This is a genomic window from Tunturiibacter empetritectus (assembly GCF_013410875.1).
GTDB classification, from domain to species: domain Bacteria; phylum Acidobacteriota; class Terriglobia; order Terriglobales; family Acidobacteriaceae; genus Edaphobacter; species Edaphobacter empetritectus.
Genome location: NZ_JACCCU010000001.1, coordinates 1,496,424 through 1,522,850, shown reverse-complemented (window position 1 = coordinate 1,522,850; position 26,427 = coordinate 1,496,424). Strand labels below are relative to the sequence as shown.

The following is a 26,427-nucleotide window of genomic DNA, read 5'->3' as shown; positions in this document are numbered from 1 at the left end:
ATGATACGAAATCGGAGATAGCATGTGGACTGGCCGCCGCTCCACGATGGAGTTCCTTGTTGAGACTTGATCCTCCTCTTCCTCCGAGTTCTTCGTCAGGGGGATCCACGGGGTAAAGGGCGGAGTACACGTGGAGGTGGTAACTCTCATCTTTCAGAAAACAAATTGCTTACAAGAAGGCGCTCGATGATAATTTGATGTGGTCGTAATCTTTGATATCTCATATATTTTAGGGATTCATAAAGGAGTAACAAAAAGCTAGTCCTGTCGATGTCTACTAGTGGCAGTGGAAGATACTACTTTGATAAGCACGGGGCAGCGGTCCGACGAAGCGGAACGTCTGTCAGGAACAGCGGTTGCGGAACATCTTGTGCGGCTTGAAGAGGATCCGCGCTGGGGCGTCGCGAGGCGAGTCGCCGCAAGCAAAGGATTCGCCAAATCCAAGTTTTTGATCAGCTTCATCCTCTATATCTGCGAGAAGCACCTGCTCGATCAGACCGGCGAGATCACCGAGCAGTTGATCGGCGAACATGTCTTTCGACGTCCACAGGGATACAACCCTGGCGAAGACAATATTGTGCGCAACTATGCGCGTCTGCTGCGGCAAAGACTCGATGAGTATTTCAACAGCGAAGGCATCGATGAAACGATCCGAATCGCTGTTCCGCGGGGCGGCTACGTGCCGATTTTTGTTGAAAAAGATAAAGCCGTCGGGGAGAGCAGACCGCAATCTGCGCAGGTGGAATTGATCGGAGTCGTCAGTGGCGGCGCGTCGCAACAACAACCGGAAGAGATAGTTGATCGGGCGGTGAATCACCCAGTGCTGCTAGGTCGACAAGTCTGGGGTCTCAGAGCCTTATGCGCTGCGCTGTTTATGGCACTTGTTTTTGTAGTAGCGCGTGACATCCCTATTAGATCGCCGCAACAGAGTGTTTCGGACCGGTTCTGGAGCGTGTTCTTCTCGTCGACACGGGACACACTGCTGGTACCGGCCGACAGCGGGCTGGTGATCTACCAGGATCTGACCAATAGAAGGATCCCCCTGGCAGAGTACGCAGCCGGAGAGTATCAGAAGCATACGTCCACCACCTCCGGTATAGATTCAGCGATGGTGAACGAACTGGGTGGACGGCGCTATACCAGTGTCGTGGATCTGGATGTCGTCTCAGCTATCTCTCAGCTTCCAGCAGTAGTGAAGAATCGGTTCAAAGTGCGATATGCGCGCGAGGTGACGCTGGATGATCTGAAACAGTCCAACGTCATTCTGCTAGGGTCCTTCGATTCCAATCCCTGGGTGGATCTCTTTCAAAGAGACCTGAACTTTCAGTTCGAACATCAGCCAAAGGTCAACGACGTCGTCATTCACAATCTTCACCCTCTGCCGGGGGAGAGGGAGTATTACGAGACGAACCAGAGCGACGCCGCACGCAGCACGTTTGGTCTGATTGTCGTTACTCCGAATCTGGATGGCACAGGCCACGTTCTTCTGATTGAGGGAATCAACATGGCTGGCACAGAGGCTGCAGCAGACTATCTTTTCAGCGATGCTTCGGCACCGCTGTTGAGCAAGATCTTCGATTCGAAGGGCAATATACTGCCGTTTGAAGTTCTGCTGGAGACCAGTAACATTGGTGCTAACGCTCCACGTCCACGAATCATCTCCCAGCGGATTCTTCAGAGATAAACCTTGTTGCCCATAACAGCCGCGGGTAGCGTGTCGATCCAAGTTACGGTCGATCCAAGTATCTCGGGGCGATGGGTGAGTACTCTGTGCAGGTCGTCAACCCTGCTCCGGGAGGATCAAGCAACGTTGGGCAGATATAGCCTCTTGCCGTTGAGATCGATATCTTTCCAGCGAAGTCCGAGAAGTTTCCCGTCGCATCCCGTGAAAGCCGCTAAGGCTATATGTAAGGGATTTTCGTCGCTTGAGACGCACGAAATCGAAACGTGCGAAGTATCGAGCCTAATACGCTTTACCATAGACTTTTGGGGGGAGAGGTGCAATGAAAGTCGGTCTTCTAGCAGTCTTCTTGTTGTGGTCTCAAGTAACCGCTTTTGCGGCCACTCATACAGTTTTCGTCGTGGACAAGGTTGTCCAAGGCGGTAAAGGAACGTTCTACGGGGTCAAAACGAAGGCTCTAGACGGCGACTATCATTCATCACCTGCAGTCATCACAGATTTCATTGAGAGATGCCCCGCCGTGTCCTTCACGCAGTCTAGACCTAAAGCCGACTACATCTTGGACACAGAGCCGGGTTCGTCAACAATCACCGACCAACAAGGGACCGTTCTCTACACTTCGTCAGCAAAGAATTTGAAGAACATGGCGAAAGACGTATGCGCCTTTGTGTCTACTCACTAAACCGTTGTGTCTTCTTTCCAGTCAAATAGCAGCAGTTGTTCGCTGCAAGTGTTCACATCATTTCTCAGAGAGCACGCAGACTCGCTTGACGAAGGGTCTCGGCAGCGGATTCGGGTGTGATGTCCCGCTGCGGAGAGCCTAGGAGTTCGTAGCCAACCATGAACTTTCGGATGGTGGCCGACCTGAGCAGAGGTGGGTAAAAGTGGGCGTGAAACTGCCACTCTGGATGTTCCTCCCCGTCGCATGGAGCAGGATGCAGACCCATGGAGTAGGGGAAAGGGGTGTCAAAGACCTGATCGTAGGTTGCGGTGACTGCGTGTAGGATGGCCGCGAAGTCTGATCGCTCCGTGTCGGTGAATGCCTGCAGGGTGCTGACGTGGCGGCGCGGCAGGATCATCACTTCGAAAGGCCACACGGCCCAGAACGGAACGACTGCGAGGAAGCTCTCGTTCTGTGAGACGATACGCTCGCCCAGCGACTCTTCCAGTTTCTGATACTCGCATAAGAGAACAGCATTGTTTTTTGTGAGGTATTCGCGCTGGCCGGCAAGCTCTGAAACTACTTCATCGGGGATCGAACGGCTGGCCCACAGCTGTCCGTGCGGATGCGGATTGCTGGCCCCCATCATGGCTCCGCGGTTTTCAAAGATCTGCACGTAGTTCACGTCGTCGCGTGTGCCGAGCTCTGCGTACTGCTCGCTCCATACGTCGACGACGGCGCGAATTTCAGGTACTGACATCTTGGCCAGCGTGAGGTCGTGGCGCGGGGAGAAGCAGATGACACGGCATACTCCGCTCTCGCCTTCTGCGAGCAGCAGGCCTTTGCTGCCTTCATCGCTCGAGAACTGCGGGGTGTCCGGCTTCAACGCGGCGAAGTCGTTTTCGAAGACGTAGGTGCTGATGTATTTGTCGGTTCGCACTCCGCCTGCGCGTACGTTTCCCGGACAGAGATAGCAGGTTGGATCGTAGGTCAGTGCGACCTCTGTGGTCTTCGTCTCGGTTTGCCCTTGCCAGGGACGCTGCGTGCGATGGGGAGAGACTAGAACCCACTCGCGTTTGAGGGGATTGAATCGCCGGTGAGGGTTTTGCTGCGCTAGAGGAATCACTGGACACCGCCGGTTGCTGCCATGGCGAGCGCTCCGTCGGACGGCGCACTGATGAAACATTCTGCGGTGATTCCGGTCTTTGCGGCGTACTCGCGCTTCAAGGTTGCGACGAATTGCTCCGCGACCTCTGCGCGAATCATATTCACGGTGCATCCCCCAAATCCGCCGCCGGTGATGCGAGCGCCGAAACACCCTGGCTGCCGGGTGGCGATCTCAACCAGTGCATCGACCTCTTCGCAGCTTGCGGCAAAGTCGTCGCGCATGCTCCTGTGAGCCTCAACCATTATGCTTCCGAACTGCTTCATATCGTCGTGCAACAGCGCCTCCCGAGCATCCAATACGCGTTGATTTTCTGTGATGATGTGTTTGCATCGCGCGAAGCTGGCGGCGGACATCTTGCTTTTGCAGGCTTCGAGATCACTTAGTGTCGCATCTCGAAGCAGCTTTATGTGTCGCTCGTGTTGCAGGACGGCCTGGCCAGACTCGACCTCGTCGCGACGGTCTCCATATTCTCCGGTGGCCACGGCATGTTTCACCATGGAGTTACAGATGACTACACGTACCTGGTCGGGCAAGGGAAGAAGCTCGAAGGTGAGGGAACGGGTGTCGAGCAGCATCGCTCGATGGGCTACGGCACCGGCCACGACGAACTGATCCATAATGCCGCTCTTTGCGCCAACGTACTCGTTTTCGGCTCGGCGGCAGAGGGTTGCGAGTTTGTCGAGGGGAAGGGTTGCGCCGGCGTGCGCTAAAAGCGCCAGCGCTGTCGCTACTTCGACGGAGGCAGAAGAGCTTAGTCCAGCTCCCAGAGGGACATCGCCTGCAAGAGTCATCTTGAAGCCACTGACCGCGATTTCCTGCTGCTGGAGAGACCAAAGAACGCCTGCGGGATAGTCAGACCAATGCCCTCTCGGGGCACACTCCAGTGAGGCAACTTCAAAGGAGACTTCTTCGTCGTAGTTTGCCGAGTAGAAGACGGCACGTTGGTCGTTCGTCCGACTGAGGATGGCGACGGTTCGAAAGTCTATCGCCATGGGCATGACTAGACCGCCCGTGTAGTCGGTGTGCTCGCCGATCAGATTGACTCGAGCCGGAGCGGCGAAGAGCTTGCCCTCAAGACCAAATCGCTGCTGATGGAGCTGCAGCAGTTGTTCGTTGTCCACCCTCATTCGCAGAACCCGCATTTCTGAAGTTGCTACAAGATCATGTCATAACCGTATACGTAAACGGAAGCCATTTGGTTACTCTTCGCGAAGGACTTCCAACGGTTTTCTGCCCAGGATGCGGTGGCTTGCTACCCAGCCGGTGGCGACGGTGAGCGCGGCAGTTCCGAGGAGCGCGCCGAAGGTCCAGAACCATTGGAAGTGGTACGCGACGGTGAGTTTTGTGAGCAGCACCCTGGCGATGATGTTTGCGAAGAGGATGCCTACCGCGCCGGCGACCAGCCCCAGGACCGCGAACTCGATGGAAAATACCGTGGCGATGCGTGCTCGCGTGGCTCCCAGGGTTTTGAGGACGACGACCTCGCGAATGCGGCGATAGCGGGTTCCGGCGATCGAACTGGCGAGAATGACGATGCCGGCGAAGATGGAGAACGCTGCGAGAAACTGGATGACGTACGTGATCTGGAGGACTACGGCTCGCACGGTTTCGAGGGCCTGGGCTACGTTGATGACCGTGACGGTGGGGTAGGAGTTGTAGAGTGCGCGCTGCAGTTCGCCGACGCGATTTGGGTCGGCGTGTACGCCGCCATACCAGATGACCGGCAGCCCAGCGAGGGCCGGTTGCGGAAGAATAAACTCGGCTCGCGAATAGGCGTGCTGGCCGTCTGATTTGGTGAGCGCTACAACTGTGGCGACGAACTGGGTGTCTTGTGCGGCGAAGGTGATGTGCGAGCCGACATGAACGCCCAGCCTGTCCGCTTGACGTTTTTCTACGGCGACGACTGGGCGCTTCTCGTCTGCGGACCACCAGCTCCCCTCCACCGTCTTGGTTCCGGGAGGCGAGGCTGCAGACCAGGTGAGGTTGATCGACCGCAGCATTCGCTTGGGGAAGTTCTTCAGCTTCGCTTCGTTTGCGGGGACACCGTCGATGTCGACGATGCGCGATGAGACGACGGGGAGGAGCTCCGGGGATGCGGTGACGCTGGGCTGTGTCTTTAGCAGCGTGCGAATTCCGTTGATCTCTTCGTTGGTGATATCGATGAGGAAGACGTTGGGAAGGTTGGGCGCGGCGGATACGTGAAGTTCCGAGACAACGGCTTGCTGGACGAGATAGACCGTCATGATCTGCATCACACCAAGCCCGAGAGCAGCCAGCAACGCGGCAGAGGGATTGCCTGGACGATAGAGATTTGCCAGTCCGTGACGAAGTGAGGACGGCAGATGAAGACGGGTCTTGGTGAGGAAGAAGCGGAGTCCAGCGAGGACGGCTACGGAGGCGAGTAACAGCACCGCGAGGACGGCTACCAGGCCAAAGGAAAAGACCTCGCCTACTACGAGTGAATCGCTCAGTGTGGTTGCGATGGCGGCTAGTCCGGCGAGAATGAGCACCGCTGCGGCGACCTGGGCTAGATTTTTGGTGATTTTACGCCAAGCTGCAGTAACGAACGGGTCGTCGTTATCTTCCACTGCCCGGCGAAGAATCAGGATGGGACGGACTCCGCGGATATCGAGCAATGGAGGCAGGGTGAAGAGAAGAGTCGTAAGCAGGCCGGCTGCGAGCCCCGTGATGACGGTGCGTAGCTGGAGATGAAGCTCAGTATCGACGTGGATGAGCCTGGCCAGCAGATGGGGAAAGCTGAGCTGTACAGCGACGCCCAAAGCTACACCCAACAAGCCTCCGGCGAGACCCAGCAGGAGCGTCTGCAAAAGATAGATCTTGATGATCTGGCCTGAGCGTGCGCCCAGGGACTTCATGATTGCGATGGTGTCGAGACGCTGCTGCAGGTGCGCCCGCATGGCCATAGCGACGCCAATGGCACCAAGGACAAGGGCCACGAGGCTCATCAGCGACAGAAGACTTGTGGCACGGTCAAGACCCTGCGTGAGCGCCGGGTTGGTCTCGCGGTAGTCGATAATTTGTGCCTCTGGAAGGAGCTTTTCCAGGCGGACTTTCAAGTCAGCGACAGCCTTGTCGGATATTGGTGCGCCGTTGCTGGGCGGAGGGACCTTGAAGAGATATCGCTGTCCGGCGTGGCTTCCGGGTGCGAGGAGTCCGCTTGCGTCCAGGCCCTCCCGCGAGATGAGCACGCGCGGACCGGCTGCGAAGTTGCCTGAGAGACGATCCGGCTCATTGACGACAACCGAGCCGATGCGAAAGAGCTGGGTGCCGATCTTGAGTTGATCTCCTATTTTGACGTTCAATCGAACGAGGAGGTCGTCGGCAACGGCAACGGTGTTTGCGTCGAGTACGGTCTTCAGTTGGGCGGAGGGGGCGAGTTCGACTTGTCCGTAGAATGGGTACTTTGCGGGATCGACCGACTTGAGCGAGACCAGTAGCGGGTCGAGTGTCTTCGCGGAGGACGCCATCGAAAGCAGCTCGGTGACGGGGGTGATCTCGACGCCGGTTGCTGCGATCTCGTCCAAGGCCTTCTGCTGGTCGGGCGTTGGCTGTTGGAACATCCTCGCGGACAGGTCGGCGGCCATGATGCTGCGGGCTCGATTGAGCAGGGTGCTGCGGAAGGAGGAGGAGAAGCCGCGTACTCCGGTGAGCGCGGCGACGCCGATGGCGACGGAGAGAATGACGAAGAAGAACTTTCCGCGGGAGGAGTGCATCTCGCGGGCGGCGATCTTTGCGGCGGAGCGATAGGAGAGGGTCGCCATCAGCCCTCGGTCAGGGCGGCTTCACGGGAGGTCTCGGCCGGGGTGGGATTGATCTCATCGGCGATGATCAGGCCATCGCGCAGAGTGATGCGGCGGTTCGCGTAGCTGGCAAGCACTGGATCGTGCGTCACGAGGACGAGGGTGGTGCCTTCGGTACGATTCAGATTGAGCAGAAGTTCGAGCACGTGAGCGCCGTTGGTGGTGTCGAGATTTCCGGTGGGCTCGTCGGCGAGGACGATGGGCGGGCGGAGGATGAAGGCACGGGCGAGAGCTACCCGCTGCTGCTCACCACCAGAGAGCTGGACGGGATAGTGGTCCATGCGGTCGCCAAGGCCGACGCTCGAGAGCAGGTCACGCGCGCGGGTGAGGCCACTTTCTTTGGTGTCGTCGTTAAGCTCGTGCGGCAGGAGGACGTTTTCGAGTGCAGTCAGCGTTGGAATCAGTTGATACGACTGGAAGACGAATCCGATGGTCTTTCCGCGAACCTGCGCGAGCTTGTCCTCCGGGAGATAGCTGATGGCGGTGCCGTTCAGGTGGACGTTGCCGGCGCTGGGGGTATCGAGACCGGCCAGAAGGCCGAGAAGTGTGGACTTTCCACTGCCGCTCGAACCCATGATAGCGGCGAACTGCCCGCGTGGAATGGTGAAGTCAAGTCCTTTGAGAATGTCTACGGTACGAGGACCATTGCGGATCGACTTGCGAAGACCTTCGACGGCGATCATGGGAGTGGATGATGTCAACTTCGGTGACTCTCCTTCTTCGGCAACGGTTTTGTTACTTTGTAGAGATGTGGAGAACAATGTAAAGATGCGGAGAACAGTATCTGTAGCTATTTTAGCGGTCTTGTCTCTCTTGGTAGCGGTGCTCTTGCCGAGTGGCTGCCGCGCCGACAAGACAGCGAAACCGTCCGAGGTGGCCGATTCGAGTCAGCCGATTGCCGAGAGCGCGGCTCCGGATGCGGCTTCCCTGCCCTCCCCGGTGGCCACGAGCGATAAGCGGCCGGTCATCGTCTGCTTCGGCGACAGCCTTACTGCTGGATACGGAACTGACCTCGGGCAGAGCTATCCTGACTATCTTCAGACGGATCTGAATACTGAAGGATATAACTACCGCGTCGTCAACGAGGGCATCAGCGGCAATACGACCAAGGACGGCGTGGATCGTCTCGACACGGTGCTTGCGCTAAAGCCGGTAGTGGTAGTGGTGGAGTTTGGCGGGAACGATGGGTTGCGCGGCCTTCGCATTGAAGACTCACGCACAAACCTGGATAAGATTGTTGCCACCCTGAAGGCCAGTGGCACGAAGGTCGTTCTCGCTGGAATTACTCTGCCGCCTGACTATGGCCCTGACTACATCAAGCAGTTCAACGACACGTACGCGATGCTCGCAGCAAAGCACCATGTGCCGATACTGCCCTTTGTGCTGAAGGGCGTCTTCGGCGTCGACGGAATGATGCAGGCTGATAGGACCCATGCGACGAGCGCGGGGAATCAGATCGTGGCAAAGAATATGCTCCCTCTGGTGAAGCCTCTGCTGAAAAAATAAAGGCTAGCCAAGGACGACGATGGGTTGCATGAGCGTGCCGGCGATACGGCGGGCGACTGCGAGCAAGTCTGTGGGAGTGGTGAATACCTTGATTAGTGCGGCCTGCGAAAAATCAGGCAGATTGACCTGCATTCCGTTTCGCAGGCGGCCGGCGAGTTGATCGTCCACTGTGACCGAGGGCATCTCGGGGAGCAGCGTTCGCGGGTGCGGCAGGAGCGCCTCAAGTTCGGCGGCCGAGGCTGTTTTGAGTTGGTCGATGGTGATTGCATGTTCGAGAGAGAATGCTCCGGCACGCGTTCTGCGCAGGCTGGAGAGATGCGCTCCACAGTTCGCCAACTGGCCAAGCTCGTGGGCTACGGAACGGACGTACCCGCCGGCGGAGACAGACATGACAAACGATGCGGTGTCGCCTACTAGAGAGGTGAGTTCAAAGTTGTGAATCGTAATGCGGGCCGGCTTGACCGCGACCTCCACACCGGCTCTGGCCAGCTTGTGGGCGGCGACGCCGTTGATCTTCTTCGCGGAAAAGATGGGGGGAACCTGATCTAACTCTCCGTGAAATCTTTGACTCAGTGCTTGTAGTTCCTCGAGCGTCTGACGCAGTGGGAGTGGCTCAGCCGCCGGCATTCCGTCTGCATCGAAGCTGTCGGTTGCGAAGCCGAAGCGGATGTGGCCCGTGTAGTGCTTGTCGGCCTGCCCGAAGAACTGCGCCAGACGCGTGTACTTGCCGAGAAGCAACGGCAGGACGCCAGTGGCCATGGGATCCAGCGTGCCCAGGTGGCCGATAGACTTTTCGCCGGTAGCTCGGCGTACGATGGCCACCACGTCATGCGAGGTAACGCCGGACGGTTTATCGAGTACAAGGAGACCATTCATGCAGTCTCCAGTTTAGCCGTTAGAGACCACTTCCCTGCCGCCGAACGAGAGAAAGGAACTCGTTTCGCGTCTGAAGCTGCGTTTTGAAGACGCCGAGCATAGCTGAGGTGACGGTGGAGGAGTGTTGCTTTTCGACTCCACGCATCATCATGCAGAGATGTTGCGCCTCGAGAATTACGGCTACGCCCTGCGGGTGGATTGCATCGGTGATGGCTTCGCCTATCTGACGGGTCAGCCGCTCCTGAACCTGCAGCCTTCGGGCGAAGACATCGACCAGGCGCGGAATCTTGCTAAGCCCGATGACCTTCCCATTGGGGACGTACGCGATGTGCGCCTTGCCGAAGAAGGGGAGAAGGTGATGCTCACACTGCGAGAAGAACTCGATGTCTTTTACGATGACCATCTCGTCATAGTCGACATCGAAGAGGGCCTCGTGGAGAACTTCCATGACGTTCATGGTGTAGCCACGTGTGAGAAACTCCATGGACTTTTCCATGCGTTCGGGAGTGCGCAGCAGGCCATCCCGCGTGGGATCTTCTCCGATGCGGAGGAGCAGTTCGCGATAGAGATCCTGGGTTGAAACGGTGTCGAGCAATGGTGGTTCAATTGTGGCCAGGGTGCGTGCCATAGGACGGGCCTCTCTTAGATCGTGCCTAGCGTTGGTGTCGCGTCGCCGGCGTAGTCGAACGAGTTGTTACTAGTCTCCTCAACGTGAACCCGCTCCAGATGGGCGGCGGGAAAGCGTTGAAAGATGCGATAGATCTCGATACTTAGATTCTCCGTGGTGGAGACGATATTCGCAAAGCAATTCATGGTGTTCAGGTTCATGTGATCGAATCGGGCGAGAAGATTTGTTTGCGCAAAGGCGTCAAGGTCCGCGAGATTGCAGACCATCCCGGTGGACGGATCGACCTGGCCGCTCATGGTTACCTGCACGGTGTAGTTGTGGCCGTGGCCGTGGGGATTGTTGCACTTCCCGAAGACGGCGCGATTCTTCGCAGCGTCGTACGTCTCAGTGTGGAGGCGATGCGACGCGCTGAAGTGGTAGCGACGATTGAGATGTGCCTTCATGGCTCTCCATAGTAGTCCGCGAAGAGGTCGGGCATCTCGTAGACGCGGACGCGGTGCAGCTTTGCGTGGGGAATCTTGTTGTCGAGACGCTGCCAGATCGCGATAGCAATGTTCTCAGTCGTGGGGATGGTGGTTTTGAACTCTGGGACTTCGAGGTTGAGGTGGCGGTGGTCGTATACACTGACGACCTCGCGCTCGAGGATGTCCTTCAACTCTTTTAAATCGACGACGAAGCCTGAGGTGGCGTCTACCGAGCCTGCGACTGTGACCTCGAGCGTGTAATTGTGACCGTGGCCGTTGCGATTGGCGCATTTGCCGAAGACGCGCTGATTCTCTTCAGGCGACCACGCTTCGTTCCAATAGAAGTGGGCGGAGGAGAACTCGGCTTTGCGGGTGAGAAAGATCATCGTTATTCCTGTGGTTAGACGTGTTTATGAGATGGCCGGATGCAAACCATGGTAACTAGGGGGCGGTATTGTAGTTACGTCCCTTCCAGAAGACGTTTTTCTTGAAGCGGTGACGGTTGACGCTGCGCAGAAGCAGGTAGATGAAGAATGGAACTCCAAGGATGGAGATTGCTATGTCGAGCGCTGGAAAGTTGGAGCGCGCAACACGGGAGTAAAAGCGCCATAGAGTCCTGACCCAGATGAGAAGGATAACGTTTCTCTGCCAGGGCTGCAGCCAGTACAGGCCAAACGCTGCAACGGGCAGGCCGAAGGAGAGAAGGACATCGAGGATGCGCCAGAGAGCCAGGGCGACGGGCTTTGGGAAGAGGAGGGCGAGGTTCTTCGTCCAGCCTTCGATCATCTCAGCGGTGTTCCAGTACATTCGCGTGGCGAGTGCCTCGGGCGCGTAGCGGAAGCGGATGGTGTGGGAGCCGCGTTTGATGTTTTCGGCGAGCGCTACGTCTTCGAGAATGCTCTTGCCGACGGCACGATGTCCGCCGACGGAGAAGTATGACTCACGTTCGACGAGAAGAAACTGACCATTAGCAGCGGCGAGGCGGCTGGCTGGATCGTTGACCTTCTTTGACGGATAGACAGAGGCTAGTTCCGAGAAGACCAGCGGCATGACGGCATGCTGCCAGAAGCCGGTGACGATCTGGCGTGGCGAGTAGGAGAGCATGACAGCGTGGTGGCGGTCCATCTCTCGGAGGGAGCGGGAGATATCGTTAGTCTCGTGGAGGGTATCGGCGTCGGTGAAGAGAAGGTATCGGCCACGCGCGGCCTGTGCGCCGGTCCAGCAGGCATTTGTCTTGCCGGTAAATCCTCCGTTGGTGCTGAGGTCTAATGGTGGGGCGTCGAGGACGAGGAAACCTGCATGGGTGACGGCAGCTTCGGCGGCGATGTTGCGCGTGTTGTCGGTTGAGTCATCGTTGACGACGATCAACTCCCACTGCTGGCCGAGGAGGAAGCCGGGCTCAGATTGGCTCAAAATAGAAGCGAGACAGGCTGGCAGCGAGCGTTGCTCGTTGCGGGCGGGAATGATAACCGAGAGTTCGAGGTCGGGTGCTTCGGTAGAATTCGGATGCTGTGCGGGGTCGGTGTCGGTCACGACTTCGTATTATAGGAAGTGGAGTGACTTGTGCGTAGATTGTTGATGAGTGCGGTGCTGGGATCGCTGCTGGCTGCGGGGTGCGACCGGGGCAGCCATCCCGGGAATATCGATAAGCCCGCGCCGCAGTTTGTGATGGGAGACGGCACCCGGACGGTCGATTTGAGCAGGCTGCGCGGGCGGGTAGTGGTGCTGAACCTGTGGGCGACCTGGTGCGCGCCCTGCATCGAGGAGCTGCCCAGCCTGCTGGCGCTGGAAAAGCAGATGCCGGAGCTGGCGATCGTCGCGGTGAGTATGGATCAGGATCCGGATGTGTATAAGCGGTTTCTGGTGGACCATCACGTCGACTTGCTGACCGTTCGAGATGAGGATCAGAAGGTCAACGCGCTGTATGGAACGGTGCAGATTCCTGAGACCTACATCATCGATAAGCAGGGCGTGTTGCGACGGAAGTTCATCGGCGCGCAGGTGTGGACCAGTCCCGAAATCACCAGCTATCTTTCGAAGATGTGACTCTGGCGGCTCGCTGGTAGTATCAGTTTATGACACAGCTTGATGTTCTTTACCGCTATGGAGTTCCGCCGACCGAAGCCTCCGTCGTGGCGATGGCCAAGATGCGCGAGGTGTACGGTGTTCGCCATATGGCGCTGGACGAGGCAAAGAAGACGGTGCGAGTGGAATACGATGCGACCCGTCTGACCGAACCGGTGATCCATCAACTGCTGCGACGTGCCGGATTGGATATCGTCGAGACGGTGCCGATGTTCACAGTACCCCCACCACCAGAGCCGGCAGCTGCGAGCTAGTTGCCCGCATACGATTTCTCCGGTATTTTTAGGATGCTCTTGTAGTTTACTTCCCTGTTTTGCGCGCCCGTAGCTCAGCTGGATAGAGCATTTGGCTTCGAACCAAAGGGTCGGGAGTTCGAATCTCTCCGGGCGCACCACACCTGTCAACCATCTTAGTTTAGGCTTTACGGCGATTTCAACAGAATCGCAACTGCACGTTGCAAGCCGTATCAAGCACTCGATCCACCTGCGATTCAGTTATCAACCGTTGATAACCCAAAACAATACTTAGCTCGTAATCCCCCATTCATAGTTCTTTGATCGGAGGTTAACCACTCCCCTTGTAACTTAGGGCTATGCGAAAAAAAAGATTTTCTGCTGCACCCAGCCTTGTGGCGGCCATACTGTTTTTCTTCCTCTGCTCCCATCTGCAAGCCCAGTACGAGAACGGCAGCCTCGTCGGAACCATCCATGACTCCAGCGGCGCCACCGTCTCCGGCGTGTCAGTAACCATCACCAACGATGCCACTGGAATCGTTGCCAAGGCGACCTCGAGCGCCTCCGGCGACTACGAAGTTCCCTCTCTGCGCGTCGGCGTCTACACCATCTCCGCCAACTCTCCCGGCTTCTCGGATGCAGTCGCAAAGAACATTACGATCTCCGTCGGCGTTCGCGAACGCATCGACCTCTCCCTGCAGGTCGGCTCCACCCAGACCACGGTTGAAGTCTCGGACGTCGCACTTCAAATCGAGACCGAGACCAGCCAACGCGGCCAGACGATCACCCAGTATCAAAGCGCCGCTTTTCCGCTGGTCAGTCGCAACTACTCTGACCTCCTCGGCCTGGTCACCGGCTCCCGCCAGGCACCCACAGCCGCCACCACCAGCTCCATCAGCTCGCTCGTCCGCGCCGGTGCCTACAACATCAACGGCCAGCGCAGCATGTTCAACAACTTCCTCCTCGACGGCATGGACAACAACGCCTACGGCGAGAGCAATCAGGGCTTTGACAACCAGATCATCGCCATCCCGCCAGACTCCGTCGCCCAGTTCCAGATCGTGACCAATAACGAGAGCGCAGAGTACGGCCGCTCCTCCGGCGCCACTATTAACGTCGCCTCCGCCAGCGGAACCAACCGTTTCCACGCCACCATCTACGAGTTCATCCGCAACACCGACCTCAACGCCGCCGGCTACTTCAAGCCCACCCTCACCGGCAGCAGCGGAAACGTCGTCCCCTTTCAGAAACCAACCTTCAACCGAAACCAGTTCGGCGTCAACTTCGGCGGTCCCATCCTCAAGGACAAGCTCTTCTACTTCGTCGACTACGAAGGCTTCCGCCAGGTCCTCAAGCCGCTCAGTGTCAATACCGTCCCCACCACTAACGAACTCAACGGCAAGCTTGTCGTAGCCGTGCAAAATCCTCTCACCGGCCAGGTCTATCCGGCCGGCACTGCCATCCCAGCCTCCGCTATCAACCCAGTGTCGCAGCAGATCATCAACTACTTCAAGCAGATCCCGACGCAAGGCACCGGCCTCGCCTCCACCGGCCTCGCACAGGACAACTTCGCACGCCTCGTCCCCTTCACCGATAACTCCGACAAGGGCGACCTTCGCCTCGACTACCAGCAGAACTCCAACAGCTCCTGGTTCCTCCGTGTCAGCGACCGCAAGGAGACCGGCGTCAACTCTCCCGTCTTCCCGCTGCCCCTCGACGGCCAGACCAACGGCACCATCCGCGTCCTCGACCAGCAGGTAGCTCTTGGCTACACCCACCTCCTCGGAGCCAACAAGGTCATCGACGCGCGCCTCGGGCTCTCCCGCACCAAGGCCGGCAAGTACTCGCTCTCGATCGGCGACAACGCCATCTCCATCCCCGGCCTGCCCTCCGATCCCACCGTCGCCGGCGGCCTGCCCTCCACCAGCATCAACGGCGGCTTCACCTCCTTCGGCCGTCAAAGCACCAACCCCCAGTGGCAGAACCCGGCCCTGATCGATCCCAAAGTCAACTTCACCTGGATCAAAGGCCACCACTCCCTCAAGTTCGGCTACGAGTACGAGCACATCTGGATGGCCGTCAACGACAACAATCCCCTCTACGGCTCTTTCAGCTACTCCGGCGGCTACAGCCTCTGCCCTAGCACCACCGTCGCCGGCGTCAAGGTACCGACCAACCCGAACGGCCAATCCTGCCCCGACATCAAAGGCGCCGTCGCCGACAACTACTGGGCCGACTTCCTCTTTGGCACCACCAACAACTACTCTCTCGCCAATCTCTTCGTCGCCCATCTTCGCCAGACCCTGCACAGCGTCTACGCGCAGGACGACTGGAAGGTCGATCCCAAGCTGACCCTCAACCTCGGCCTCCGTTGGGAGTACGGCTCGCCCTACTCCGAGCAGCACAACTACATCTCCAACTTTGATCCCATCACCCAGACCGTCCTCACCATCAGCCCTGGCGCGGTCGCCGGCAACGGCATCACCCCGGTCTCTCCAGGCGGAGTCTACGGCAGCACCCTCGTCAACCCCGACCTGAACGACTTTGCGCCCCGTCTCGGCTTTGCCTACGCAGCTACTCCGCGCACCTCCATCCGCGGCGGCTACGGCACCAGCTACGTCCACTACACTCGCGCGGGCTCGGGCGACATCCTCGCCATCAACGCCCCGCAGGCCCAGTTTGTCTCAGTCACCCAGAAGACACCCAGCACCACCAACCATTGCCCGGTAGGCGGAGCCTCTGCAAGCTGCTACGTCACCGCCGACCAGGGCTTTCCCAACGGTATTGCCACCACCTTCAACAAAGCCACCGACAACATCACCTGGGTTCCCAAGAACACCCGCGACAGCTATGTCCAAAGCTACTTTCTCAGCGTGCAGCAAGAGCTCGCCAAGAACACGCTCCTCGACATCGCCTACGTCGGCAACCACGGCAGCAAGCTCCAGGGCTTCCTCAATGGCAACCAACTCAACCCCGCAGTCCGCACTCCCACCGGGGCCTTCACTCGCCCCTTCGCCAACTGGCCCAGCGACATCACCACAGCCCTGAACGAGTTCTACTCCCACTACGACGCGCTCCAGGTTCGTTATGAGCAGCGCTTTGTATCCGGCCTTACGCTCCTCAACTCCTTCACCTGGTCGCACTCACTCGACAATGCCAGTGCCTCCCTCGAGGGCAACAGCCCCTCGCCGCAGGACGCCAACAACATCAACGCCGACTACGGCCAGTCCGACTACAACCTGCCCATCAGCAACGTCACCAGCCTCGTCTACGACCTGCCTGTAGGCCGTGGCCGGCACTTTCTCAACACCGCCAACGCCGTCACCGACACTCTCCTCGGCGGGTGGCAGATCAGCGCCATCAACACCATGCAGGCCGGCACCGTCTTCAACGTTGGCTACTCCCCCAACTCCGCAAATGCCGTCTCTCCTCAGATTCCCGCAACCTACCGCGGAGCCAATGAGTATCGCCCCAACATTGTCGCTGGGCAGAAAGCTATTAAGAAAACCAAGCTGAGCAGCGGCTACCTCCAATACATCAATCTCGCCGCATTCACCCTGCCGGAGACAAAGGACGGAAGCGGAAATCTCGTCAGCCCCTTCGGCAATGCCTCACGCAACCCGGGCCGCTCGCCGGCCTTTTACCAGACTGACGTCGCCCTCAACAAGACCTTCAGCACTCCGCTTGAGAGCCTGCGCGTGCAGTTCCGTGCAGAGTCTTACAACCTTTTCAATCACACCAACTTCTACATCCCCGGCAGCGGCCTCACCGGCACGCTGAGCACGGCAGCCACAAGCACCGCACCGGCGAGCCTCAACAACCCAACCGGAGGCGGCCAGATCACCAGCACCTTCGAGCCGCGCATCTTTCAGTTCGGCTTGAAGATTCTCTACTAGCTACACGCTACCAACACAAAGCCCTGCGCCAACCAGCGCAGGGCTTTTTTGTTGTCCTTTCGGATCAAGCAAGATGCGTTGTTCTGCTCGCGGGCACGAGTAAGTCCTCGATACGCACCGGGAGATCGCGCACACGAATACCCGTCGCGTGATAGACAGCATTGGTAATTGCGGAGGCGATCCCAGCCAGTCCAATCTCTCCGACACCTCGCGCGCCCAGTGCGTTGAGCTGATAGTCCGGATAGTCGAGGAAGGTGACGTCGATCTCCGGCGTGTCCGCGTTCACGGCGACGACATAGTCGGCCAGGTTGTTGTTGATCGGAGCACCCGACCGCGCGTCATACATCGTCTCTTCGAACATGGCCATACCAACACCCATCACCACCGCTCCTTCGATCTGGTTGCGGGCAGGCCGCGGATTCAGGATGCGTCCCGCGTCGATCACCGTGACAACCCGGCTGACGCGGAGGCGCGCTGTCTCGGGCTGCCAGGTCACCTCGGCAAATTGCGCACCGTAGGAGTGAAACGAGACTTTGGGCTTTGCTCCAAAGGTTCCGTCAGACTTGCCTGTACCAGAGACTGAGTTGACTTTGGCGATCCTCAGAATCTCCGCCATCGGTACTGCGCCTTGTTGCTGTCCCTTCAGGCGAACGGTTCCGTCGACGAGTTCGAGCTCTTCCTGCTTCTTGCCCTTGAAGGGCGATCCGTCAGACTTGATCGCAGCAAGCAACAGCGTTTTGCCTGCGTTCTGCGACGCCGCAAGCACTGCGGGTGTCATGGACGCCGTAACCCATGAACCGCCCGAGATTGGTCCTGGTGGAAGCGAGGAGTCGCCGAGTACGACATCGATTCGATTGACTGGAATGCCTGTCTCGTGACTGACCACCTGGGCCATGACGGTATAGGTTCCTCCGCCGATGTCCTGGGTGCCGCAGGCGACGCGCGCTGATCCGTCCTGGAGGAGTTCGACCGTCGCCTCGGTTTCGATTCGCGCCGCCAGCCACGAGCACGCGGCCATGCCCCAGCCCAGCGTCAGGCCGTCACGCTTCATCGATCCGATCTCTGGAGTGCGTTTCGCCCAGCCAAACTTCTCCGACCCGACCGTCAGACACTCCTTCATGTGACGGGAAGAGAATGGAATATTCAGGCTCTCGTCCAGCGCCGGCTCGTTTTTCAAACGCAGCTGAACAGGGTCCATCTTCAACGCGATCGCCAGCTCATCCATCGCCGATTCCAACGCAAACAGTCCCGGCACTGCGCCTGGCCCGCGCATCGCTGTTGGGTTGCCGACGTTACGGCGAACCAGGCCTCCGGTCACAAGCAGGTTCGGCGTGCTGTAGAGGAACGGCGTAATCTCGCCGCAACCTTCGTCGTAGTCATCGAGCATCGATGTGTGGTTGACGTAGTCCTGTTGCACTGCGGTCAACTTGCCATCAGCGTCGGCAGCAAGCTGGATTCGCTGGTCGACTGCGGGCCTGTGACCGACGGTCTGAAACATCATCTGTCGACTTACCACCAGCTTTACCGGACGCCCGAGATTGCGTGCACACGCCGCTGCGAGTAATCCATGGGGCCACGGCCACAACTTGCCGCCGAATCCCGATCCCAGGAATCGCGTAATCACCTGCACCTGCTCCGTAGGAACGCCCAGCATCTGCGCCATCACATCGCGATGATTAACAACCGCCTGCGAGGTCTCATACAGCGTATATTTCTTGCCGTCGAAGACCGCAACTGAGGCATGCAGCTCAATTGGGTTGTGGGTCTCGACCGGAATCTTGTAGACCGCATCCACCTTCACCTTCGCCGCTGTCAATGCCGCAGCCGTATCTCCGCGCTTGCTCTTCTCGTCAGGCTTGTCGGTCGTCAGCGGAGTGCCCAACAGCTTCTCGCCGATATCCGGCTTCTCTTTGTTGCAGGTCGCCTTCACACTTTCGGCCGCGGCTCGTGCCTGTTCGACGGTCTGGGCTACGACGACTGCAACATACTGCCCGTAGTAACGAATCGTATCGTCCTCAAACGGGGGGCGCTTCTCGTCGACGATGAGCGTGAACCCGGTTGACGGCGGCACACGATAGAGCTTCCCGATGTTCTCGCGATGGTAGACGGCAACGACGCCGGGCATCTTCTCCGCTCCGGCCGTGTCCATGTGTGCGATCGTTCCGTTTGAGATCGTTGCGCAGACCGGCCATGCGTAGAGCAGGCCCGGGAAATGATGGTCTGAAGCATACATCGCAGAGCCACTTACTTTGAGCGGGCCATCAATCCGAGGCGTCGCGACGCCAATCACCTTCGACTCCGTTACCTGATCCATCGTCGTCTCCTTAGGCGCTTTGGCTCGCTTGTCCCATCGCGTGTGTCAGGCAGCGTTTCGCCAGCTCTACTTTGAATCCGTTCTGGCTCTGAGGCTTTGCACCGTGAAGCGCAACCTCTGCTGCGGTCCGGAAGTTGGCAGAGTTTGCAGCCCTTCCAAGAAGCGCTCTCTCGGCTTCCGTTGAGCGCCACGGCTTTGTTCCAACCCCACCCATCGCGACGCGAATGAATTCGATCTTGCCGCCTGCATCCTGCTTCATAACAATCGCTGCGGAGGCCAGCGCGAACTCGTAGGAGGCACGATCGCGCAGCTTCAAGTACACGCTCTTCGCGCCAGACGGCATCTTCGGCAATGTGACATGCGTGACCAGATCGCCCGGCTCCAACACAGTCTCCCGCTGCGGGGTGGATCCGGGAACGACGTAGAACTCTGCAATCGGCACGGTCCGCTGGCCCTTCACGCCTTCGATATGAACCACAGCATCGAGCACCATCAGCGCGACGTTCTGGTCGGAGGGATTGGTCGCAATGCAGTGTTCACTCGTCCCCAGAATCGCCAGCATGCGGTTGTAGCCACCGATTGCGGAGCAGCCAGAGCCCGGCTCGCGCTTGTTGCATCCAGTCGCCGTATCCCTGTAGTAGACGCAGCGTGTCTTCTGGAGCAGGTTGCCTCCTGTCGTCGCCATGTTGCGCAACTGCGGCGAGGCACCAGCCAGCAGTGCCTGCGACAGAACCGCATACTGCTCCTTCACGGTCGCATCCTGGGCCACGTCCGCGTTCCGTGCGAGAGCGCCGATCTTCAGTGCGCCGTCGGCAGTCTTTTCGATCCGGTCAAGAGGCAGACCGTTGATGTCCACCAAACGGGTAGGCCGCTCGACGTTCAGCTTCATGTAGTCGATCAGGTTGGTGCCGCCTGCGATGAATCGCACCTCTGCGCCATTCTGCGCGGTGGAGGATTTCGCCTGAGCCTTCACTGCCTCCGGGACCGTCTGGGCCGTCACCAGTTCGAAGAGTTCCATCGCCGATCTCCTCCTATGCCATTCGTCGAACTGCCTGGACGGCTGCAACGATGTTGGGGTACGCTCCGCAGCGGCAGATGTTGCCGCTCATCGCCTCCTTCACATCACTATCCCCTGTGCCCCACGGTTCTTTCACCATAGCGACAGCAGACATGATCTGTCCTGAAGTGCAATATCCGCACTGAAAACCGTCGTGCTCCACAAACGCCTCCTGCATGGGGTGCAGGTGGCCGGGTTGACCGAGGCCTTCGATGGTGGTGATCTCAACGTTTTGCTGCATGCCCGCGAAGGTAAGGCAGCTGTTCACGCGCCGGCCATTGATATGCACAGTACACGCGCCACATTGCCCGTGGTCGCAACCTTTTTTGGTGCCGGTCAGATGCAGCGTCTCGCGTAGGGTGTCCAGCAGCGTCGCACGCGGATCGATCTGTACCGAATACGACTGGCCGTTCACCTTAAGAGTGACCGGCATAGTTCCGGGTATCGCCTGTGTTTGAGGAGCTGTTCGCTCCTGCGTCTCCGCTATCGCAGTGGAGACGGCCAGCGGAGTGACTGCTGTCGCCGCCGTAGCAACCCCGGCTGCTCCCATGTGGGACAGAAAGGATCTGCGGCTCAGCTTGCCTAAAGAAGACGCCGGTTCTTTTGCGTCTTTCTCTTTCGCGTCTCTCTCATCAACGGCCAAGTTCCACCTCCGGACACGGCACTGTTTGAACGTACGAAATTATTTCACAGGGGCAGTTTCTCAGTTGCCGGAGACCTTTGTCGATATTCGCCTCGGGACTACGCCCAGTTTGCCCCATAGAGCGAAATCCTATATCTTTAAATGGTTGCAACCCCACGCAATGTGCGCCCGTAGCTCAGTTGGATAGAGCATTTGGCTACGAACCAAAGGGTCGGAGGTTCGAATCCTTCCGGGCGCACCATACAAACTCAAATCCAGAGAATACCTTGCAAAAACCATAGATTCCTCTGTGGAAAGCCTCCTTGTGCCTACTCGAACCGCTGGTTACGTCTGTATTCGTCGCGGACGAGCACCAGGATCAGTCCGAAGATAACGCCGAGCGTGTCGATCATGATGTCGGACCGCTCCAATGCATTCTTGTAGATAACGTGCTCCAGAAACTCCAGAAGATATCCGAAGGACACGACCACCGCGGCCAAGGCAAATCGAGACCACAGCGAGGTTACGCTGCTGACCAGCAGAACAGTTACGGCAAGAAAGGCCAGCACATGCCCCAGGCGGTGGTAGTGTCCGGTGGTGTGCAACAGAAGCTTGTCCTGGTTGGGCAGGAAGGACAACACGGCAAGCAACACCATCGAGACGCAGCCCAGAATAATGACTGCAGAGCGGCGTTTACGTTCTTCCAACATATGCTGATGGTCTCATTCCTTTAGCCTTTGCGAAATACGATGCAGCATAACTCTGCGAGCCTCGACGAATCCCATTCGAAGATAGAGCTGGATTGCGCGATCATTCGTGGCGCTGACATGGAGCCAGGAGACCAAGCCGTCGCGGCGATGTTTTCTCCCCAGATGCCAGATCAGATTTTCGGCATATCCTTTGCCACGGTGGTCGGGATGCGTGCAGACTCCACTGATTTCAGAATAGCTCTTCAGAGGCCCGTCGAGTTTGAGGCGCTCGCCCCCCATGGCGACAAGCTGGCCATCAGACCGCACCCCGAAGTACGAGCCCATCTCGCAGGTTTTGCTGCGAAAGAAGCCCGGAAATGCGAGGTCGGTGAGGGCTACCATCTCCAGTGCCTCCCGGCATGAGAGCTGGGCGATCTCGACCGTCGCGGCAGGCGGCTCGATCTCCGCCGGAAGAACCATCTGGAGACACTCGAGCGTCTGCTCAAAGACCAGCTGCGGCGGATGAGGGTAGCTTTCGCCCACGATCCAGACCGACTCACCAGGCGCCAGGAGAGAGTGAAGCTGCAAGAGTGCCGTCTCGGTGGGGGCAGCGACGGCCGCAAAGGGCACTACCGCAGCAGGATAGCGGCAGGCCTCCCCAGCTGAAATCGCAAACTGGCGGTGCCTGGTGTGGAGAGCGGTCCACACTGGGTTGGCGAAGAGATCCTCGGGCAGATCGAACATTTCTACAGGATACGGTGTCTCCACGTTAGGCCGTATCTCTCAGAGCGGCGCCGAGTTCCGCGATCTTTCCCTGCGATCTTTGCCCGCGATTGTTACCGGTCAAAAAAAATCGCGGCTGATAATCGAGCGTCCTTGATTGACGACCAATTTAGTCCTCATTACACTAGATACTGGCGGCGAGGGTTGATCCAGCCTCATGGAGATTGGGCTCGGGCTGGCTGCCGTCGGCTATCCGGAGTGCCGCCAGGGAAGAAGAAAGACGTTATGTTGCAGGCATTTATCATCACGCTCCGCGAGGGGGTCGAAGCATCGCTGATTGTCGGCATTGTCTTCGCCTACCTGTCCAAGATCGGCAGGCCCGAGCTGAAGCGAACAGTCTTCTGGGCCCTAGGTTCCGCCATCGCTGCAAGCGTCGCGGGCGCAGTCGTGATCGCCCGCAGCCAGTTCAATACGGACATCTTCGAAGGCTGGGTGATGCTGGGCGCCGCCGTCTTCGTAATTAGCATGATCTGGTTTATGCACAAGACCGCCCGCACCATGAAGGGATCGATCGAGGAGAAGATCTCCCAGTACACCGGCCCGGCGGGAGTGTCGAAGGCGGGGCTGTTCTTCTTCGTCTTTCTGCTGGTCCTGCGCGAGGGCGTCGAGACGGTGTTGATTCTGTCCGCTGTCACCCTGAACTCGACCGAGCTGCTCAGCTTTACCGGAACGCTGCTGGGGATCGCAGTTGCGATCGTCTTCGGCGTTCTGTTCATTCGGGGCAGCGTGAAGATCAACCTGCAGCGATTCTTCCGCGTCACCACCGTCATTCTGTACTTCGTGGCCTTCCAGCTGATCGTCAGTGGGCTGCATGAGCTCAGCGAGAATGGGGTGCTTCCGTCGAGTCCCACGGAGATGCGTCTGATCGGCCCCATCGTCCGCAACGATCTCTTCTTCTTCGTCACGATGCTGGCGCTCGCCGGATTGATGATGCTGTTGGAGTACAAGCGCCGCGCACCCGCCGTGCTAAACGCGAGCGCGACCCCTGCCGACAAGCGGCGTGCTGAGTGGACCCAGCGGCGCGAAAAGATGTGGATGACCGCCGTCATTGCAACCAGCTTCGTCTTCATCTTTCTCTCCACAGCCGAGTTCATCTATGCGAAGAGCTCTACCGCCCTCTCCCCCACTGCCGCGGTGACGCTGGTCGGTTCGCAGGTGACGCTGCCTACGGCGGATGTCAACGACGACAAGTTGCATCGCTACGGCGTGCACCTGGACGACGGCAAGGGCGGCAACGTAGAGATCAGGTTTCTGCTCTTCAAAAAGCCAGACGGGAATATCGTCTCGGTTGCCGACGCCTGTCAGATCTGCGGGCCGGTTGGCTTCTACATCGGCGATCAGGGGATCACCTGCAAGATGTGCGCTTCGCCTTTGAATGCGAACTCGATGGGGATGAAGGGCGGCTGCAATCCCATCCCGCTGAAGTCGACCGTGGGTGGTGGGCAGTTGGTGATTGAGGCGGCGGACCTCCGCGAACTGGCTCCGGTCTTTGAACGATGAAAGATCGAACGATGAGGGATCGCTAGATGTTCTTTCGCCTCCTCATGGAGAGCTTTCGCAGGCAGCGCCGCCGCAAGATGCTGGCGGGTGTGGCGATTCTGCTTGGGACGACGGCCGTGACGGCGATGCTTGCACTCGCAACGACGATTGGCGATCGAATCCATAAAGAGCTTGCAGTCTATGGAGCCAATATTGTTGTTTATCCGAAGGCCGATCTGCTTGATGTGAAGGTGGGCGGGGTGGATCTGAAGCCTGCTTCTGGCGGCGCTTACCTGAAGGAGAGCGATCTGGCGAAGCTCAAGACCATCTTCTGGGCGAACAACATCACTGGCGTCTCGCCGGAGTTGCCTGCGCAGATGGCGATTGCGCGAAAGGACGGAGATCCGCTCATTGCCGTAAATGCAGTCGGTTATTGGTTCGATCATGACTTCAACACATTGAAGACGGGAGCGCCGACACTGCATCCGTGGTGGCATCTCGAAGGATCATGGCCTGCGCCACAGAACAGTCCGGGTAGCAGGGGTGTAGTGGTTGGGGCGAATCTTGCGAAGAAGCTTGGCCTCAAGGTCGGCGACACCTTTGTCATGCAGGGTGCGCAGGCTGCGCCCTCTTCGCGACTGTCTGCAGATGTTACCGGCATCGTCACAACGGGCGGCGAAGATGACAATGGCATCCTGCTTACGCTCCACGACGCGCAAGCCTACGCCGGCGCAAACGATGCCGTCCGTCGTGTTGAGGTAAGCGCCCGTACGAAGCCGGAGGATGCGTTTGCGCGGGTCGATCCTGATTCCCTGCCGCCGAAGCAGCGAGAGATCTGGTACTGCCGTCCCTATGCGAACTCAATTGCCTATCAGATTCGTGAAGCGATTCCTGGAGCGCAGGCGGAGCAGGTGCGGCGCGTGGAACAAAGCGAAGGCAATGTGCTGAAGCGAATCTCGGGGCTGATGTGGCTGATCAGCGCGGCAGCACTGCTGGCTGCGGGGTTTGCAGTAAGCGCCGCAATGGCGACTGCGATTCTTGAACGCCAAGGAGAGATTGGCTTGATGCGTTCGCTGGGTGCAAGCAAAGGTGCCATTGCCCTGCTCTTCTATGCAGAGGCCGGACTGCTCGCGCTGATCGCGGGAACTATTGGCTATCTGCTCGGTTCGGGGCTTGCTGCGTGGCTCGGCGCGAGGATCTTTGCCGGAGACGGCGGTGCGGCGGAGGCGGTGTTGATTCCGGTGTTGCTGCCGGTTGTCGTCGCGCTGGCGCTGGTGGTTGCGATTGCGGGAAGCACGCCGTCGATCCGGACGGCTCTGCGTATGGAGCCTTCGGCGATCCTGAGGGCCGATGCCTGATGGTGAAGCTGAGCCTCTTTGGCATGTTGCGACGGTCGCTGGTGCATCGCAGGGCGCGAAGTCTCTCGGCACTGGTGGCGATGACGGTGTCGGCTGGCGTGGCGACAGCGCTTCTGACGCTCTACGCGGATCTCGACGCCAAGCTGCATAAGGAGTTTCGCAGCTTCGGCGCGAACATTGTCCTCTCTGCTCCCGCTTCTTCGCCTCTGCGCACCGACGCTCTGGCCCGCGTGCAGGAGGCGGCGGGGCCTGATGCGTTGGCCGTGGAGTTTGCCTATGCCGTCGCGACGACCGATACGGGGACACCGTTGGTCGTGGCCGGAACAGACTTTGCTGCAGTCAGGCGGCTGGACTCGTGGTGGCAGGTGCAGACGTGGCCCGACGCTACGGCTTCGGACGTCGCGTTGCTTGGCCAGAGGGCGGCGCAGTTTGTTGGGAATGAACACGCGGTTGCCCTTACCTTCGCAGGACACGCCATCACGCTGAATGGTGCAGGACGGATCAAGACAGGTGGCGACGAAGATAGCCGCATTTATATGCCGCTACCCGCCTTCAGTGCGTGGACCGGAGTTGGGCCAAGCGTGATTGAGCTTCAGGTTCCGGGAGGGGCAGCGAAGGTCGAGGCAGCCATAGCGCGTCTGCAGCAGGACTTCCCCGAGATGCAGGTCCAACCCGTACGGCAGCTGGTCGAGGGAGAGTCGAAGATCGTCGATCGCACCCACGCGCTGATGTATGGAGCGGTGCTGCTGATTGCGCTGACTGTGGCGGTGAGTGTGTTAGCGACGCTGTCGGCGAGTGTGCTCGAGCGGCGGAGGGACTTTGCGTTGATGAAGGCGCTGGGCGGATCGCAGATGCAGTTGATGGGAATGTTCTTGCTGGAGGCGTTGGTGCTGGCACTGGCGGGTGTTGCGGTGGGCTTCATCGTCGGATCTGCAGCAGCATGGGCCATCAGCGAAGGGAACTTCCATACTGCGACACTGCCGCGGCCTTCGGTGCTGCCACTGGTGCTGCTGCTGAATGTGGTGATCGCCGCGATGGCGGCACTGTTCCCTGCCCGGGTGATGCGTGGTCTGCAGCCAGCTGCGCTGCTGAAGGGGGAGTGAGAA

23 protein-coding genes and 2 tRNA genes are annotated in these 26,427 nt (G+C 58.8%); 11 read left to right on the top strand and 14 right to left on the bottom strand.

Features of this window, described 5'->3' with window-relative positions; translation table 11 throughout:
- Positions 1–280 precede the first annotated feature (280 nt).
- Complete coding sequence (locus HDF08_RS06495) at positions 281–1,684, top strand: hypothetical protein (RefSeq protein WP_373563129.1); 1,404 nt, start codon at positions 281–283, stop codon at positions 1,682–1,684.
- 319 nt (positions 1,685–2,003) lie between these two features.
- A complete protein-coding gene (locus tag HDF08_RS06490; RefSeq protein ID WP_179637709.1) occupies positions 2,004–2,363 on the top strand; it encodes a hypothetical protein in 360 nt (119 codons plus the stop codon).
- Positions 2,364–2,427: 64 nt separating this feature from the next.
- Here HDF08_RS06490 and HDF08_RS06485 read toward each other — a convergent pair whose 3' ends face one another.
- From HDF08_RS06485 to HDF08_RS06470, 4 genes are all read right to left on the bottom strand, one after another.
- Positions 2,428–3,468, bottom strand: coding sequence for a UDP-glucose--hexose-1-phosphate uridylyltransferase (locus tag HDF08_RS06485; RefSeq protein WP_353068648.1), 1,041 nt, complete (start codon positions 3,466–3,468; stop codon positions 2,428–2,430).
- Positions 3,465–4,637: a galactokinase gene (gene galK, locus HDF08_RS06480; protein WP_179638835.1), complete on the bottom strand. Its 1,173-nt coding sequence runs from the start codon at positions 4,635–4,637 to the stop codon at positions 3,465–3,467. Before galK ends, HDF08_RS06485 begins: the two co-directional genes overlap by 4 nt.
- A gap of 72 nt (positions 4,638–4,709) precedes the next feature.
- On the bottom strand, positions 4,710–7,292 hold the full coding sequence (locus HDF08_RS06475; protein WP_179637707.1) for an ABC transporter permease: 2,583 nt from the start codon (positions 7,290–7,292) through the stop codon (positions 4,710–4,712).
- Entirely contained in the window at positions 7,292–8,014 is a 723-nt protein-coding gene (locus tag HDF08_RS06470; RefSeq protein ID WP_179638834.1) for an ABC transporter ATP-binding protein, read from the bottom strand. The genes HDF08_RS06475 and HDF08_RS06470 overlap by 1 nt, the downstream gene beginning before the upstream one ends.
- 85 nt (positions 8,015–8,099) lie before the next feature.
- Here HDF08_RS06470 and HDF08_RS06465 point away from each other — a divergent pair, with 85 nt between their 5' ends.
- Positions 8,100–8,837, top strand: coding sequence for an arylesterase (locus HDF08_RS06465; protein WP_179637706.1), 738 nt, complete (start codon positions 8,100–8,102; stop codon positions 8,835–8,837).
- 3 nt (positions 8,838–8,840) lie between these two features.
- Here HDF08_RS06465 and truB read toward each other — a convergent pair whose 3' ends face one another.
- Genes truB through HDF08_RS06440 form a run of 5 tightly spaced genes read right to left on the bottom strand, consistent with a single transcriptional unit; the run spans position 8,841 to position 12,338 of the window.
- Positions 8,841–9,713, bottom strand: coding sequence for a tRNA pseudouridine(55) synthase TruB (gene truB, locus HDF08_RS06460; RefSeq protein WP_179637705.1), 873 nt, complete (start codon positions 9,711–9,713; stop codon positions 8,841–8,843).
- 19 nt (positions 9,714–9,732) lie between these two features.
- The gene (gene folE, locus HDF08_RS06455; protein WP_179637704.1) at positions 9,733–10,341 is read right to left on the bottom strand and encodes a GTP cyclohydrolase I FolE; all 609 of its coding nucleotides are present in this window, start codon (positions 10,339–10,341) and stop codon (positions 9,733–9,735) included.
- A 14-nt stretch (positions 10,342–10,355) separates the two neighbouring features.
- On the bottom strand, positions 10,356–10,784 hold the full coding sequence (locus HDF08_RS06450; RefSeq protein ID WP_179637703.1) for a 6-carboxytetrahydropterin synthase: 429 nt from the start codon (positions 10,782–10,784) through the stop codon (positions 10,356–10,358).
- Positions 10,781–11,191, bottom strand: coding sequence for a 6-pyruvoyl trahydropterin synthase family protein (locus HDF08_RS06445; RefSeq protein ID WP_179637702.1), 411 nt, complete (start codon positions 11,189–11,191; stop codon positions 10,781–10,783). The genes HDF08_RS06450 and HDF08_RS06445 overlap by 4 nt, the downstream gene beginning before the upstream one ends.
- 55 nt (positions 11,192–11,246) lie before the next feature.
- Positions 11,247–12,338 (bottom strand): glycosyltransferase family 2 protein, encoded by a 1,092-nt coding sequence (locus tag HDF08_RS06440; RefSeq protein ID WP_179637701.1) that lies wholly within the window; start codon positions 12,336–12,338, stop codon positions 11,247–11,249.
- Positions 12,339–12,368: 30 nt separating this feature from the next.
- Between HDF08_RS06440 and HDF08_RS06435 the strand changes: the two genes are divergently transcribed.
- The 4 genes from HDF08_RS06435 (at position 12,369) to HDF08_RS06420 (ending at position 17,019) form a co-directional block, all read left to right on the top strand.
- A complete protein-coding gene (locus HDF08_RS06435) occupies positions 12,369–12,851 on the top strand; it encodes a TlpA family protein disulfide reductase (RefSeq protein ID WP_353068647.1) in 483 nt (160 codons plus the stop codon).
- Between the two features lie 29 nt (positions 12,852–12,880).
- Positions 12,881–13,144 carry a hypothetical protein gene (locus HDF08_RS06430; RefSeq protein ID WP_179637700.1) on the top strand — a complete coding sequence of 88 codons (264 nt, stop codon included), beginning with the start codon at positions 12,881–12,883 and terminating at the stop codon, positions 13,142–13,144.
- Between the two features lie 63 nt (positions 13,145–13,207).
- Positions 13,208–13,284 (top strand) — tRNA-Arg (locus tag HDF08_RS06425).
- Positions 13,285–13,482: 198 nt separating this feature from the next.
- Positions 13,483–17,019 (top strand): TonB-dependent receptor, encoded by a 3,537-nt coding sequence (locus HDF08_RS06420; RefSeq protein ID WP_179637699.1) that lies wholly within the window; start codon positions 13,483–13,485, stop codon positions 17,017–17,019.
- A 64-nt stretch (positions 17,020–17,083) separates the two neighbouring features.
- Here the strand turns inward: HDF08_RS06420 and HDF08_RS06415 are convergent, their stop codons facing one another.
- The 3 genes from HDF08_RS06415 to HDF08_RS06405 are packed head-to-tail and all read right to left on the bottom strand — an operon-like array spanning position 17,084 to position 21,033.
- Positions 17,084–19,333 (bottom strand): xanthine dehydrogenase family protein molybdopterin-binding subunit, encoded by a 2,250-nt coding sequence (locus HDF08_RS06415; protein WP_179637698.1) that lies wholly within the window; start codon positions 19,331–19,333, stop codon positions 17,084–17,086.
- A gap of 10 nt (positions 19,334–19,343) precedes the next feature.
- Positions 19,344–20,351, bottom strand: a complete 1,008-nt coding sequence (locus HDF08_RS06410; RefSeq protein WP_179637697.1) for an FAD binding domain-containing protein — start codon at positions 20,349–20,351, stop codon at positions 19,344–19,346.
- A gap of 13 nt (positions 20,352–20,364) precedes the next feature.
- Complete coding sequence (locus HDF08_RS06405) at positions 20,365–21,033, bottom strand: (2Fe-2S)-binding protein (protein WP_257030893.1); 669 nt, start codon at positions 21,031–21,033, stop codon at positions 20,365–20,367.
- 164 nt (positions 21,034–21,197) lie between these two features.
- Here HDF08_RS06405 and HDF08_RS06400 point away from each other — a divergent pair.
- Positions 21,198–21,274: transfer RNA gene (locus HDF08_RS06400), tRNA-Arg, on the top strand.
- A 67-nt stretch (positions 21,275–21,341) separates the two neighbouring features.
- Here HDF08_RS06400 and HDF08_RS06395 read toward each other — a convergent pair.
- Together HDF08_RS06395 and HDF08_RS06390 are read right to left on the bottom strand one after the other, a co-directional pair.
- Positions 21,342–21,722, bottom strand: a complete 381-nt coding sequence (locus HDF08_RS06395) for a VanZ family protein (RefSeq protein ID WP_179637696.1) — start codon at positions 21,720–21,722, stop codon at positions 21,342–21,344.
- A 12-nt stretch (positions 21,723–21,734) separates the two neighbouring features.
- A complete protein-coding gene (locus HDF08_RS06390; RefSeq protein ID WP_179637695.1) occupies positions 21,735–22,445 on the bottom strand; it encodes a GNAT family N-acetyltransferase in 711 nt (236 codons plus the stop codon).
- Between the two features lie 264 nt (positions 22,446–22,709).
- Between HDF08_RS06390 and HDF08_RS06385 the strand changes: the two genes are divergently transcribed.
- From HDF08_RS06385 to HDF08_RS06375, 3 genes are read left to right on the top strand one after another with little or no spacing between them, the layout of a single operon-like run.
- On the top strand, positions 22,710–23,984 hold the full coding sequence (locus HDF08_RS06385) for a Fe-S-containing protein (RefSeq protein ID WP_179637694.1): 1,275 nt from the start codon (positions 22,710–22,712) through the stop codon (positions 23,982–23,984).
- A gap of 26 nt (positions 23,985–24,010) precedes the next feature.
- Positions 24,011–25,321, top strand: a complete 1,311-nt coding sequence (locus tag HDF08_RS06380; RefSeq protein ID WP_179637693.1) for an ABC transporter permease — start codon at positions 24,011–24,013, stop codon at positions 25,319–25,321.
- The gene (locus HDF08_RS06375) at positions 25,321–26,424 is read left to right on the top strand and encodes an ABC transporter permease (protein ID WP_179637692.1); all 1,104 of its coding nucleotides are present in this window, start codon (positions 25,321–25,323) and stop codon (positions 26,422–26,424) included. Before HDF08_RS06380 ends, HDF08_RS06375 begins: the two co-directional genes overlap by 1 nt.
- Positions 26,425–26,427 lie beyond the last annotated feature (3 nt).

Bases quoted from the DNA above. Each gene is read 5' to 3' on its own strand.
- HDF08_RS06450 (WP_179637703.1), bottom strand. From the start codon at position 10,784: ATGAAGGCACATCTCAATCGTCGCTACCACTTCAGCGCGTCGCATCGC.
- HDF08_RS06445 (WP_179637702.1), bottom strand. From the start codon at position 11,191: ATGATCTTTCTCACCCGCAAAGCCGAGTTCTCCTCCGCCCACTTCTAT.
- HDF08_RS06390 (WP_179637695.1), bottom strand. From the start codon at position 22,445: ATGTTCGATCTGCCCGAGGATCTCTTCGCCAACCCAGTGTGGACCGCT.
- HDF08_RS06380 (WP_179637693.1), top strand. From the start codon at position 24,011: ATGTTCTTTCGCCTCCTCATGGAGAGCTTTCGCAGGCAGCGCCGCCGC.
- HDF08_RS06490 (WP_179637709.1), top strand. From the start codon at position 2,004: ATGAAAGTCGGTCTTCTAGCAGTCTTCTTGTTGTGGTCTCAAGTAACC.
- HDF08_RS06420 (WP_179637699.1), top strand. From the start codon at position 13,483: ATGCGAAAAAAAAGATTTTCTGCTGCACCCAGCCTTGTGGCGGCCATA.
- galK (WP_179638835.1), bottom strand. From the start codon at position 4,637: ATGAGGGTGGACAACGAACAACTGCTGCAGCTCCATCAGCAGCGATTT.
- HDF08_RS06410 (WP_179637697.1), bottom strand. From the start codon at position 20,351: ATGGAACTCTTCGAACTGGTGACGGCCCAGACGGTCCCGGAGGCAGTG.
- HDF08_RS06475 (WP_179637707.1), bottom strand. From the start codon at position 7,292: ATGGCGACCCTCTCCTATCGCTCCGCCGCAAAGATCGCCGCCCGCGAG.
- HDF08_RS06395 (WP_179637696.1), bottom strand. From the start codon at position 21,722: ATGTTGGAAGAACGTAAACGCCGCTCTGCAGTCATTATTCTGGGCTGC.
- HDF08_RS06465 (WP_179637706.1), top strand. From the start codon at position 8,100: ATGCGGAGAACAGTATCTGTAGCTATTTTAGCGGTCTTGTCTCTCTTG.
- truB (WP_179637705.1), bottom strand. From the start codon at position 9,713: ATGAATGGTCTCCTTGTACTCGATAAACCGTCCGGCGTTACCTCGCAT.
- HDF08_RS06430 (WP_179637700.1), top strand. From the start codon at position 12,881: ATGACACAGCTTGATGTTCTTTACCGCTATGGAGTTCCGCCGACCGAA.
- HDF08_RS06415 (WP_179637698.1), bottom strand. From the start codon at position 19,333: ATGGATCAGGTAACGGAGTCGAAGGTGATTGGCGTCGCGACGCCTCGG.
- HDF08_RS06375 (WP_179637692.1), top strand. From the start codon at position 25,321: ATGGTGAAGCTGAGCCTCTTTGGCATGTTGCGACGGTCGCTGGTGCAT.
- HDF08_RS06385 (WP_179637694.1), top strand. From the start codon at position 22,710: ATGTTGCAGGCATTTATCATCACGCTCCGCGAGGGGGTCGAAGCATCG.
- folE (WP_179637704.1), bottom strand. From the start codon at position 10,341: ATGGCACGCACCCTGGCCACAATTGAACCACCATTGCTCGACACCGTT.
- HDF08_RS06470 (WP_179638834.1), bottom strand. From the start codon at position 8,014: ATGATCGCCGTCGAAGGTCTTCGCAAGTCGATCCGCAATGGTCCTCGT.